We start from the raw sequence: 12211 nt of genomic DNA, 5'->3' as shown, positions 1-12211 counted from the left end.
AGTAAAAACGGCGCCACTGGCGCCGTTTTTTTATGTCTTGTTCAGTTGAGCCGCCGGCAGCCCGGGCATCTCCAAAATCAGCTGCCCGAAGCGGCACGCGCATTCCGTCTTGCCGCCCTCGCTCCAGATCAGCGAGAAATCCACGCTCGGCAGGGCCGGCAGGCCGTAGCGGCCGTCGACGATCTTCATGCCCGGCTCCACGTCCTCGCGCGTGAGCACCGACACGGCCAACCCCGCCAGCACGGCCGCGCGAATCCCGTGCGGGCTCGCCGAAGTGAAGACCACGTGCCAGTCGACCGGCACGGAGTCCAGCGCCGCGCCCGCCACCTGGCGGTTGACACAGGGCTTGGGAAAGAACGCCAGCGGCAGCGAGGCGCCGGCCGGCACGTCGAAAGTCTCCGCCGCCACCCACACCAGTTGCGTGCGCCGCAGCCGCGTGCCTTCCTCGCAGTCGGGCGGCGACATCACCACGGCCAGGTCGAGCTCGCCCGCGCGGATCATCGCGCGCAGGTCGAGGTGCATGCTCACGCTGACCTCCATGCGCGTGGCGGGGAACGAGCGCGCGAACTGCGAGAGCAAGGGCGGCAGCCGGTCGCCCATGAAGTTGTCGGGCACGCCGAAGCGCACCACGCCCGTGATCGGCGAAGGCAGGAAGCGCTGCGTCATCGCGTCGAGCGTTTCGAGGATCTGCAGCGCGTAGCGAAGAAAGTCCTCGCCGTCCTCCGTCACGGTGAGGCGGCGCGTCGTGCGGTGCAGCAGCGGGCGGCCCACCTGCTCCTCGAGACGGCGGATCTGGTGGCTGATGGCCGACTGCGTCAGGTGCAGCCGCTGGGCGGCGCGCGTGAAGCCGCCGGTTTCCTTCACGGCCACGAAGGCGCGCAGCAGCGCGGGGTCGAAATCCATGCGGGTCGATTCATGATGAATGGTCATGGATTCTAGGAAATTAAATCATTTCCATCATGAAGAGCCTTTCCACAGAATCGCGCGGCGCTTCCTCCGGAAGCCGTCAGAAAAGATTCCGAAAGACTTCCCATGCCTCTCTCCCCCACCGGCAAGAACCGGATCGCGCTGGCCGCGGTCTGCCTCATCGCCCTCATGTTCGGCCTCGAGATCTCGAGCGTGCCGGTCATCCTGCCCACGCTCGAACATGCGCTGCACGGCGACTTCAGCGACATGCAGTGGATCATGAACGCGTACACCATCGCCTGCACCACGGTACTGATGGCAGCCGGCACGCTGGCCGACCGCTATGGCCGCAAGCGCGTCCTCGTCGTCGGCGTGGTGCTGTTCGGTCTCACGTCGCTGGCCTGCGGGTTCGCGCAAAGCGCCTGGGTGCTGATCGTCAGCCGCTTCCTCCAGGGCCTGAGCGGCGGCGCGATGCTGATCTGCCAGCTCGCGGTGCTCTCCCACCAGTTCCCGCAAGGCCGCGAACGCAGCCGGGCCTTCGCCGTCTGGGGCGTGGTCTTCGGCATGGGCCTGGGCTTCGGGCCGATCGTCGGCGGCGCGATCGTCGCGCTGTCGAACTGGCAATGGGTGTTCCTGGTCCACGCGCCGCTGGCCATGGTGGCGGTGGCCCTGGTGCTCGGCAGCGTGGCGGAGTCGAGCGACCCCGAGGCGCGGCGCCTCGACCTCGCGGGCATCGTGACGCTGTCGCTCGCGGTGCTGGGCCTGACCTGCTTCATCACGCAGGGGCCGGGCCTGGGCTTCGCGAGCCTGCCGGCCATCGGCCTTGCGGCAGCGGCGCTCGCCAGCTTCGCGCTCTTCCTGTGGGTGGAAAAGACCCACCCGCATCCGATGTTCGACTTCTCGGTCTTCCGCATCCGCAACTTCTCGGGCTCGATGATCGGCTCCGTCGGCATGAACTTCAGCTTCTGGCCGTTCATGATCTACCTGCCGATCTACTTCCAGGGCGCGCTGGGTTACGACGCGGTCACGGCCGGCTCGGCGCTGCTGGCCTACACGCTGCCCACGCTGGCACTGCCGCCGCTGGCGGAACGCCTGTCGCTGCGCTACCGGCCGGGCGCGGTCATTCCCGCGGGGCTGTCCGTCATCGGGCTGGGCTTCATGGCGATGTACGTCGGCAGCGCCGTGGACCACGCCAGCTGGATGACCATGCTGCCCGGCTGCCTGCTGGCCGGCATCGGCCTGGGCCTGACCAACACGCCCGTGACCAACACCACCACCGGCGCGGTGCCGAGTGCGCGCGCGGGCATGGCCTCGGGCATGGACATGAGCGCGCGCTTGATCACGCTGGCCGTCAACATCGCGCTGATGGGCTTCATCCTGCTCGAGGGCATTCATGCGCACCTGCGCGGCGCCCTCTCCGCCTCGCTCGGCGCGGCGCAGTTGCGCGCGCTGGCGGAGAAGATCGCGACCGGCAACTTCGCCTCGCTCGCGCCCGCTTTTCCGGCGCTCGCACAGGCCGATCCGTCCGGGGCGGCCGTGCATGCCGCACTGGTGCACGGCTTCGGGCTGGTGATGCTCTACGGGGGTGTCGGCGTCTGGGTGCTGGCCGGCCTCGGCTGGCTGGTCTTCGGCAGCGGCAAGCCGTCGGCACGGCAGGCATCGGCGCTGAAAGCCGGCGGGCCTGCGTGCCCTTGAAGACGCTCAGGCGTTCAAACGTTCCAAGCGTCCAAAACGCTCAGGTGCTCTCGACCTGCGCCGCGCGCTTCCAGGCTTCGGCCGCCTGGGCGGCGTCGTTGCGGTCTTCGGCCAACTGGGCCAATGCCAGCCAGGCGCGGCGGTACAGCTCGGTGTCCTGCAGGCCGAGCCCGGCCTGCATCAACAGCTGCTGGGCCTTGCCCCACAGCTGCCGCTTCATGCAGGCCATGCCCGCGAGGTACTGCAGATTGGGGTCGCGCGGGTTGTTGCGCTGCGCGCTTTCGATGCGGGCCAGCCAGTCGGCATCGACCGAATCGAGCCCGGCTTCGAGTGCACGCGCGAGCTTCACGCGCAGCCCGTCGCCCAGGCCGCGCGGGTTCGCCACCATGCGCTCCCAGGCTGGCAGCAGCCAGCCGCGCGCCAGTGCCAGGTCGCCGCGCAGCGCCACCATGCGTTGCGCCGCGTGGATCGCCACCTCGGGCATCCCGCGTTCGTTGGCGTCGAGTTCGGTCCATGCGCGCTGCAATTGCGCCGGGTCGTGTGCACCCGACAGCAGCTCGGTCGCAAGGCCGCGCAAGATGCTCTGTGCAGCGGCTTCGGAGAAGGCACGGTGCTTGGCCAGCAGCCGCGCGGTCTCCAGCGCCTCGAGCGTGCGCTGGTCCTGGCGGGCGGCCTTCAGGCGCAGGCGCAGTGCCAGCGTGCGGCGCTGCGCGCCCTGCGGCAGTTCCTCGAGCCGGGCCAGCGCCGCGGCCGCGTCGCGGTCTTCGAGCGCCCAGCGGGCGGCGCGCAGCTGCACGCCTTCGCGCGTCTCGGGGCTGGAGAGCACGGCGCGGTCGGCGCTTTCGTTGAGGGCCTGCTGCAGGTGGGCGTCGCGCGCCGGCTTGTCCTGCAGGGCCTGCGCGCTTTCAGCGGCCAGCAGATGCGACAGCACGCGCACCTGCTGCGCCTGCGGCAGGCTGGCGCCCAGCGCGGCCAGCGTCTTCTCTTGCGTCAGCGCGGCCTGGGCCGCCTTGCGGGCACGCGAGAAGCGGCCGGAGATGAGTTGCACCATCGCGTCGAGCAGTGCCGCATGCAGCGTGCGCTCCTTCTGCTGCAGCCGCCATTGGCGCGCCTGCTTCGGCAGCGAGAACAGTGCCGCCAGCGCGCGCAACGCGGCGTGCAGCAGCACGAAGGCCACCAGCAGGATCACCAGCACGAGGTTGAGCGACAGGTCGACACGCCACGGCGGCCAGAACACGGTGATCGTGCCCTGGTTGTTGCCTGCGAACAGGGCGACGGCCGCGGCAACGGCAAACAGCGCAAGGAGCCAGATTGCGGCGCGCATTCCCGGTCAGCGTCCTGCAGCCGCGGTGGCGAGCGCGGTCAATGTGTCGTCGATGCGGACGGCTTCGGTCGTCTTCACCAGCGACTGCAGTTGCTGCAGCTGCGTGGCAGCGGCCTGCGTGCGGCGCGATGCGGGATCGAAATAGCGGTTGAGCGAAACGGTCACCTGGGCCAGTTCGGTGCGCGTGGCTTCCATCTGCCGCGACAGCAGCGACAGCCGCGCGTTGAGCAGCTTGAGCTTGAGGTTCTCGCGCAGGAAGTAAGACTGCTCGGGCGCCAGCAGGATGGCCTCCGGGCTCTGGATGCGGCCCACGCGCACCAGCGAGCGCAACTCGCCGCGCACCGTCAGCAGCGCGCGCTGCCACCACGGCGCGTCGGCGGGAATCGGCTCGGCCTGCCAGGCGTTGGCGCCGGTGCCGCGCACGGCCACGGCGTTGAGCGTGGGCAGGTCGTCCACGCCGCGCATCAGTTCGTCGAGCTTCTGCAGCGCTTCGGCGCTGTCGGTGCTGGCGCTGCTGCGCAGGCGGTCGGCGTCGCGCTGCATGGCGCGCTGCAGCGGCGCCAGCCGCGGCTGGGCCGCGCGCGCGATGCGCTGGTCGCCGGCCTTTAGCGCGGCCAGCAAGGGCTCCACGCTGCCGGTGACCTGCGCCTGCTGCAGCGACAGGCGCACGGCCGAGTCGATGTCGACCACGAGGTTCTCGTCGCGCGAACGCGAGAGGCTTTGAATGAGTTCTTCGAGCTGCGAGCGCTGCAGCGCCACTTCGGCCACGCGCGTCTCGACCAGTGCCACGCGCGCCGCGGCGTCGCGCACCGTGTCGCTGGCCTGGCGTGCCAGCGTGCGCGCTTCCATCGACTGGGCAATGGCATCGGCGCTCTGGCGCGCCAGTTGCTCCTTCATGCCGCCCACCTTCTGCCACAGCGCGATGACCATCAGCAGCGCCACCACCGCAACGAGGGCCACGAGCCCGAACGCGAGGCGCGACAGCAGCAGTGCACCCGCGGCCTGCGCGGCCGGTGTCTGGTGCGGTGCCACGGTGACGGGCACCGGCGGTGCGGCAACGGTGGGGGAAGAAAGATCGTCTGACGGGGACGCGGCGCTCATGCCAGGGATTCTATCGACGCGACCAGTGCGTCTTGCAGCGGTGTGCATACACGCAACGCCCCAAAACCCGCGGCCTGCGCGGCTTCGCCGATGCGTGCATGGGTGACCACGGCGCTGGCCGCATGCCAGTCGGTGCCGGGCATCGCGCGCTGGAGATTGCCGATGGCTTCGGAACTGCTGAAGAGCCAGATCGCGCGGCCTTCGGCTCCGTCGATGGCCAGCTGGCGTTGTACGACGTCCAACGACGGCGCCAACCGGCGGTACGCGACCACGGTGCTCCTGAGGCCGCCCGCGGCATCGATCTCGTTGGCGAGCCAGTCGCGTCCCGTCGGGTTCGCGTTTTCGTCGCCGCCGCGCACGATCAGCACGCGCACGCCGGCCGACACCTGCGTCTGCACGCGCTCCCACAGCGCCTCGGAATCGAAGCGCGTGGCTTCGGGCGGCGGTGCGTCGATCGACGCGGGCGGCACGCCCGCGCGGAGCAAGGCGCGCGTGGTGCCGGGGCCCGTGGCCCAGAAACGGCGGCCCGCCAATGAAACGCCGGCATCCTTGTGCGCGAAGAAATGCTCGACCGCCGTGGCGCTCACGAACATCAGCGCCGCATGGTCCGCGAGCTGCAGCCATGCGTTGCGCAAGGCTGCTGCATCGGCCACCGGCTCGATCGCGATCAGCGGCAACGCCACCGCATCGAGCCCCGCCGCGCGCAGGTCGGCAACCCAGTGCGCGGCCTCGCGGGCCGGCCGCGTGACGATGACGGGACGGGTGGTCATGCGATGACCACGGCTGTCAGTGGGCCCCGGCGTCGCGCAGCAGCGCCGCGGCGCGCTGGCCGAGCGCGTCGGCCTCGGCGAAGTCGGCGGCGCTCGACAGTGCATGCACCTTCACCAGCGGCGCGTTGCCTTCGGGGTCGCCCCAGGCGGCGTCGATGCGCAAGGCGCCGTCGGCCTGCCAGCGCGCATGCGCGGCCAATGGCATCGAGCAACTGCCGCCCATCGCGCGGCTCACGGCGCGCTCGGCGGCGGTCGAGAGCCAGTCGCCCCGGTGGGCCAGCGAGCTCAGCAATGCGATGAGTTCGGCGCGGTCCGCGCGCACCTCGATGCCGAGCGCGCCCTGCCCCGCGGCCGGCAGCATGGTGTCGGGCTCGAAGGCCACGCGGATGCGGCTCTCGAGCCCCAGCCGCTTGAGCCCGGCCGCGGCCAGCACGATGGCGTCGTACTGCCCTTCGTCGAGCTTGCGCAGGCGGGTGTCGAGGTTGCCGCGCAGCGGTTCGATGCGCAGGTCGGGCCGCAGCGCGCGCAGCAGCACCACGCGGCGCAGGCTGGAGGTGCCGACCACCGCGCCCTGCGGCAGTTCGTCGATGGAGGCGTAGCGCGGCGAGACGAGCGCGTCGCGCGGGTCTTCGCGCTCCAGCACGCAGGCCAGCGCGAAGCCTTCGGGCAGGTCCATCGGCACGTCCTTCAGCGAATGGACCGCGATGTCGGCACGCCCTTCTTCGAGCGCGAGTTCGAGCTCTTTCACGAAGAGCCCCTTGCCGCCCACCTTGCTGAGCGAGCGATCGAGGATCTGGTCGCCGGTGGTCGTGAGGCCCAGCAGGCTGACCGTGTGGCCTCGTTCTTGCAGAAGCGCCTGCACGTGTTCGGCCTGCCAAAGGGCCAGCCGGCTTTCGCGCGTGGCGATCACGATATTGCTCAAGACCGTTCCCAAAAAGTACATGTTTGCAGACCGTCGGAATGCTAGCATGTTGCGCCGCAGCAACGCAGACGGCGCATCCATTCAAGAAGTCCAGGACAAACATCGAATGAAAGCCAGCAAGACCCCTGCCCTCCCCAAGCGCCGACAGGCCGAAGACCAGCCACTGATCGACGACATCCGGCTGTTGGGCCGGATCCTCGGCGATGTGATCCGGGAGCAGGAAGGAGACGAGACCTATGCGTTGGTCGAGAAGATCCGCACGCTGTCGGTGGCGTTTCGCCGCGATGCCGACCATGCCGCCGACCGCGCGCTGAAGAACCTGCTCAAGGGCCTGAGCGCCGCGGAAACGGTGCGCGTGATCCGCGCCTTCACCTACTTCAGCCACCTGGCCAACCTGGCCGAGGACCGCCACCAGATCCGCCGCCGCACCGAGACCGAGCGCGCCGGCGAGAGCGTCGACGGCGACCTGCAGACCGCGCTGGCGCGCATCCGCAAGGCCGGCGTGAAGCCCGACGAAATCGTCGCCTCGCTGGCCCACAGCTACGTGTCGCCGGTGCTCACCGCGCACCCGACCGAAGTGCAGCGCAAGAGCATCCTCGACGCCGAGCGCGCCATTGCGCAGCTGCTCACCGTGCGCGACGAGATCCGGCTGCGCCAGAACGCCTACGCCAGCGGCAAGGACACGCTCACGCCGCTGGAGTTCGCGGACAACGAGACGCAGATGCGCACGCGCGTCACGCAGATCTGGCAGACGCGCCTGCTGCGCTTCTCCAAGCTCACCGTGGCCGACGAGATCGAGAACGCGCTGAGCTACTACGAGGCCACCTTCCTGCGCGAGATTCCGCGCGTGTACGCCGACCTCGAGAAGGCGCTGGCCCAGGGCGGCCACACGCCCTCGGTCGCGCCTTTCCTGCGCATGGGCCAGTGGATCGGCGGCGACCGCGACGGCAACCCCAACGTCACGGCCGAGACGCTCGAGTACGCGCTGAGCCGCCAGTGCGAGCTGGCGCTGCGCTACTACCTCACCGAGGTGCACTACCTGGGCGGCGAGCTCTCGCTGTCGGCCACGCTGGTCGACGTGTCGGTCGAGATGCAGGCGCTGGCCGAGCGCTCGCCCGACACGAGCGAGCACCGCAAGGACGAGCCCTACCGCCGCGCCCTCACCGGCGTGTATGCGCGGCTGGCCGCCACGCTGCGCGAGCTCACCGGCGGCGAGGCCGCGCGCCATGCCGTCGCGCCGCAGAACCCGTACACCAGGGCCGAGGAGTTCCTGGGCGACCTGCGCACCGTGGCCGAGTCGCTCGAGGAGAAGCACGGCAACGTGCTTGCCGCGCCGCGCCTGCTGCCGCTGATCCGCGCGGTGGAAGTGTTCGGTTTCCACCTGGCCACGGTCGACCTGCGCCAGAGTTCCGACAAGCACGAGGCGGTGATCGCCGAACTGCTGGCCACCGCGCGCATCGAGCCGTCGTACGCCTCGCTGGCCGAGGAAGCCAAGCAGACGCTGCTGCTCAAGCTGCTCGACGACGCGCGCCCGCTGCGCGTGCCCGACGCCGACTACTCGCCGCTCGCGCGCAGCGAGCTGGCCATCTTCGCCGCGGCCCGCGCCGCGCGTGCGCGCTACGGCGCGGCGGCCATCCGCCACTACATCATCAGCCACACCGAAACGGTGAGCGACCTGCTCGAGGCGCTGCTGCTGCAGAAGGAAGTGGGCCTGCTGCGCGGCGCGATGAGCAGCAACGCGACCTGCGACCTGATCGTGGTGCCGCTGTTCGAGACCATCGAAGACCTGCGCAATGCCGCGCCCATCGTGCGCGCCTTCTATGCGCTGCCGAACATCCAGGCGCTCATCGAACGCTCGGGCGCCGAGCAGGACGTGATGCTCGGCTACAGCGACAGCAACAAGGACGGCGGCATCTTCACCAGCAACTGGGAGCTGTACCGCGCGGGCATTGCGCTGGTGTCGCTGTTCGACGAGCTCAACAAGAAAAAGGCCAACCCCATCCGACTGCGCATGTTCCACGGCCGCGGCGGCACGGTGGGACGCGGCGGCGGCCCGAGCTACCAGGCCATCCTGGCGCAGCCGCCGGGCACGGTGCGCGGCCAGATCCGCCTGACCGAGCAGGGCGAAGTCATCGGCTCGAAGTACGCCAACCGCGAGATCGGCCGGCGCAACCTCGAGACGCTGGTGGCCGCCACGCTCGAGGCCACGCTGCTGCCGCAGGGCAAGCTGGCGCCGGCCACCTTCCTCTCGGCGGCCGGCGAGCTGTCGACCGCGAGCATGGCCGCGTACCGCAAGCTGGTGTACGAGACCCCGGGCTTCGGCGACTACTTCTTCGGCTCCACGCCGATCCGCGAGATCGCCGAACTCAACATCGGCTCGCGCCCCGCCTCGCGCAACCCGAGCCACAAGATCGACGACCTGCGCGCCGTGCCGTGGAGCTTCAGCTGGGGCCAGTGCCGCCTGACCATTCCGGGCTGGTTCGGCTTCGGCTCGGGCGTGGAGCAGTTCCTGGCCGCCGCCGGCACCGCCGCGGGCAAGAAGGAACGCGTGGCCCTGCTGCAGCGCATGTACGCGCAGTGGCCGTTCTTTCGCACGCTGCTGTCGAACATGGACATGGTGCTGGCCAAGAGCGACCTCGCGCTGGCCTCGCGCTATGCCGAACTCGTGACCGACCGCAAGCTGCGAACGAAGGTGTTCTCGATGATCGATGCGGAATGGCACCACACCTCGGACGCGCTCACGCTCATCACCGGCGCGAAGCAGCGCCTCGAAGGCAACGCCGAGATGCAGCGCTCGGTGCGCCACCGCTTCCCGTACATCGACCCGCTGCACCACCTGCAGGTCGAGCTGATGCGCCGCTACCGCGCGGGCGACGGCGGCGAGCGGCTGCAGCGCGGCATCCACATCTCGATCAACGGGGTGGCCGCGGGCCTGCGCAACACGGGCTGATGCCGCGCACGAAAAAGTGAAGCGATGAAGCGATGAAGCGATGAAGGCGGGCCCCACGGGCCCGTCTTGTCCTGCGGCGGACATAGACTCGCAGTCCCTCCCACCGAAAGAGAACGCCATGAAAGGCTCCTGCCTCTGCGGCACCGTCCAGTACGAGGCCACCCGTCTCGCGGGCCCCATCGTCCACTGCCACTGCACGACCTGCCGCAAGGCGCACAGCGCGGCCTTCACGACCACCGCGCGCGCCGACCGCACCGACTTCCGCTGGACCGCGGGCGAAGAGGCGCTCGGTTCGTTCGAATCGACGCCCGGCAAGCTGCGCCACTTCTGCACCCGCTGCGGCACGCACCTGGTGGCCGAATGGGTCGCGCAGCCGCAGGTGATCCTGCGCGTGGCCTCGCTCGACGACGACCCGGGCAGCCGCCCGAGCGCGCACATCTGGACCTCGCTCGAAGTGCCGTGGCTCGACCACGGCACCGCCATCCCCTCCTTTTCAGAAGCGATACCCCCCAAGGCATGAGCACCAAGATCCAGTTTCGCCGCAAGGTCATCGTCGCCGTGCTGCTGTGCGTGGCCATCGGCGGCGCCATCGTCCGGCACTACGCAACGCCCGGCACCACCACGCGCGACATCGGCACGCTGCTGATGGTGCTGTGGGTGCCGATCATCGGCAACGTCATTGCATGGCTCATCAGCAAGCGGCCGCGCCGCGCGAAGCCCGCTGCCGTCGACGCGCCGCCGAGCTTCGACACCACGGGCGCTTTCACGGCCCATGCGCGCGTCGAACTCGTCTTCCGCAAGCCGGGGCTGCCTTCGCAGGACGTGCCGATCTCGTCGGGCGAATACCGCTGCGCGCTGGTGATCGACAAGGAAGGCTTCTCGGCACGCTGGTTCGTGCCGCCGGGCGAGGTGCTGGAGCGCGGCACGGCGGCCGAGGTCGACATCGAGTACCTCTCGCCGACCCTGGCGCAGCCGCGCTTTGCGCAGGGTGCGGCCTTTCGCGTGCTGATCGGCGATTCGTTCGTGGCCGACGGCCGCGTGCTCTGACGGCCGTCGCCACCCGCGCGACGGGCGAAGATGTCAACGGGGCAAAAAAGAGCCGATTGTTCGCGGCAAGGAAACTGACTACTGCCGCGCGCCCCCTTTGTCGCGAAGGCGACGGCTCGCACACTCCAATGCCCTTTCACCGGCATTGGCGTGCATGCACCGCCGATGCGATCCAGGACCGCATCCCATGATGAATTCACCCAGCAGCAACCCGTGCATCGACGAGGTCGGCGGCCTTGCGCCCGACACGCCCGCCGCGGCAACGGCGCATGCGCCCGCGTCGCGCTCCGCATGGCTCGCCGTGAGCTCCATCGCCGTCGGCACCTTCGCCATGGTCTCGACCGAGTTCATGCCCATCGGCCTGCTGACCGACATCGCACGCGGCCTCAACGTGTCCGACGGCACCGCGGGCCTGATGGTCACCATGCCCGGCGTGCTGGCGGCCTTCGCCGGCCCCGCGCTCATCGTGGCCTCGGGCCGGCTCGACCGGCGCACCGTGCTGATCGCGCTCACCGCCTTGCTCATCGCGTCGAACCTGCTCGCCGCGCTCGCGCCCAACTTCGCCACCATGCTGGTCGCGCGCCTGCTGCTGGGCCTGTGCGTGGGCGGCTTCTGGACCTTTGCGCCGGCCGCCGCCACGCAGCTGGTGCCGCACGCCTCGCAGGCGCGGGCCATGTCGCTGGTGCTGGCCGGCGTGTCGGCCGCCACCGTGCTCGGCGTGCCGGCCGGTTCGTTCCTCGGCACGCTGTTCGGCTGGCGCGCCTCGTTCGCCGTGACCGGTGCGCTCGCGGCCTTCGTGCTGGTGGTGCAGCTGTGGCTGCTGCCGGCCATTCCGCCGGCGCGGGCCATCGGCGCACGCGACCTGCTGACGCCGCTCACGCGCCGCATGGCCCAGGTCGGCCTGCTCACGGTGCTGTTCTTCATCGCCGGCCACTTCGCGGCGTACACCTACCTGAAGCCGCTGCTGCAGCAGGTGTTCGGCCTGGCGCCCAATGCCGTTTCCACGCTGCTGCTGGTCTACGGCGCGGTCGGCTTCGTCGGCACCTTCGTGGGCGGCAGCATGGTGGCGCGCAGCGTGCGCGGCACCACCCTGCTGGCGGCGCTGATGCTGGCGGCCGCGCTGCTGATGTCCACGCTGATCGGCACCGGCTTCGTGCCGGGCGCGGTGGTGGTGGTGATCTGGGGCGTGGCCTTCGGCCTGATCCCGGTGGCGCTCACCGGCTGGATGCTCGAGGCCGTGCCCGACGCGCCCGAAGCCGGCCAGGCCCTGCTGGTCAGCGGCTTCCAGGTGGCCATTGCCGCCGGCGCGCTGATCGGCGGCGTGACGGTCGACAGCTTCGGCATCTCCAGCGCGATGGTGCTCAGCGGCGTGCTGGTGCTGGCCGCCGCGCTGATCGTCGGCACGCTGGGCCGCGCACGCGGCAGCGTGCGGATGGCTGCGATTCCGGAATGAACGGCTGAACTGCTGGCTGGCCGCCAGCCAGCGGCGCAGGCCA

General features: G+C 70.1%; 10 protein-coding genes. 5 read left to right on the top strand and 5 right to left on the bottom strand.

Features of this window, described 5'->3' with window-relative positions; genetic code table 11:
• Nucleotides 1–30: 30 nt before the first annotated feature.
• On the bottom strand, nucleotides 31–903 hold the full coding sequence (locus tag BM013_RS05840; RefSeq protein WP_093124031.1) for a LysR family transcriptional regulator: 873 nt from the start codon (nucleotides 901–903) through the stop codon (nucleotides 31–33).
• Between the two features lie 129 nt (nucleotides 904–1032).
• Between BM013_RS05840 and BM013_RS05835 the strand changes: the two genes are divergently transcribed.
• On the top strand, nucleotides 1033–2601 hold the full coding sequence (locus tag BM013_RS05835; RefSeq protein ID WP_093124029.1) for an MFS transporter: 1569 nt from the start codon (nucleotides 1033–1035) through the stop codon (nucleotides 2599–2601).
• Between the two features lie 40 nt (nucleotides 2602–2641).
• Here BM013_RS05835 and BM013_RS05830 read toward each other — a convergent pair whose 3' ends face one another.
• From BM013_RS05830 to hemC, 4 genes are read right to left on the bottom strand one after another with little or no spacing between them, the layout of a single operon-like run.
• Nucleotides 2642–3925, bottom strand: coding sequence for a heme biosynthesis protein HemY (locus BM013_RS05830; RefSeq protein ID WP_093124026.1), 1284 nt, complete (start codon nucleotides 3923–3925; stop codon nucleotides 2642–2644).
• 6 nt (nucleotides 3926–3931) lie between these two features.
• Nucleotides 3932–5026: a uroporphyrinogen-III C-methyltransferase gene (locus BM013_RS05825; RefSeq protein ID WP_093124023.1), complete on the bottom strand. Its 1095-nt coding sequence runs from the start codon at nucleotides 5024–5026 to the stop codon at nucleotides 3932–3934.
• Nucleotides 5023–5796: a uroporphyrinogen-III synthase gene (locus BM013_RS05820; RefSeq protein ID WP_093124021.1), complete on the bottom strand. Its 774-nt coding sequence runs from the start codon at nucleotides 5794–5796 to the stop codon at nucleotides 5023–5025. The genes BM013_RS05825 and BM013_RS05820 overlap by 4 nt, the downstream gene beginning before the upstream one ends.
• A gap of 16 nt (nucleotides 5797–5812) precedes the next feature.
• Nucleotides 5813–6739, bottom strand: coding sequence for a hydroxymethylbilane synthase (hemC, locus tag BM013_RS05815; protein WP_093124018.1), 927 nt, complete (start codon nucleotides 6737–6739; stop codon nucleotides 5813–5815).
• 85 nt (nucleotides 6740–6824) lie between these two features.
• On the opposite strand from hemC, the gene ppc reads away from it, so the two are divergent.
• The 4 genes from ppc to BM013_RS05795 all read left to right on the top strand — a co-directional run bounded on the left by ppc (nucleotide 6825) and on the right by BM013_RS05795 (nucleotide 12168).
• Nucleotides 6825–9668, top strand: a complete 2844-nt coding sequence (gene ppc / locus BM013_RS05810; protein ID WP_093124015.1) for a phosphoenolpyruvate carboxylase — start codon at nucleotides 6825–6827, stop codon at nucleotides 9666–9668.
• Between the two features lie 118 nt (nucleotides 9669–9786).
• Nucleotides 9787–10188: a GFA family protein gene (locus BM013_RS05805; RefSeq protein WP_093124013.1), complete on the top strand. Its 402-nt coding sequence runs from the start codon at nucleotides 9787–9789 to the stop codon at nucleotides 10186–10188.
• Nucleotides 10185–10715, top strand: a complete 531-nt coding sequence (locus tag BM013_RS05800; protein ID WP_093124010.1) for a hypothetical protein — start codon at nucleotides 10185–10187, stop codon at nucleotides 10713–10715. The genes BM013_RS05805 and BM013_RS05800 overlap by 4 nt, the downstream gene beginning before the upstream one ends.
• A 187-nt stretch (nucleotides 10716–10902) precedes the next feature.
• A complete protein-coding gene (locus BM013_RS05795; protein ID WP_093124007.1) occupies nucleotides 10903–12168 on the top strand; it encodes an MFS transporter in 1266 nt (421 codons plus the stop codon).
• Nucleotides 12169–12211: the final 43 nt, after the last annotated feature.

The sequence above is a fragment of the Variovorax sp. OK605 genome, assembly GCF_900115445.1.
Taxonomy (GTDB): domain Bacteria; phylum Pseudomonadota; class Gammaproteobacteria; order Burkholderiales; family Burkholderiaceae_C; genus Variovorax.
This window is presented reverse-complemented; position numbering and strand designations above follow the sequence as displayed.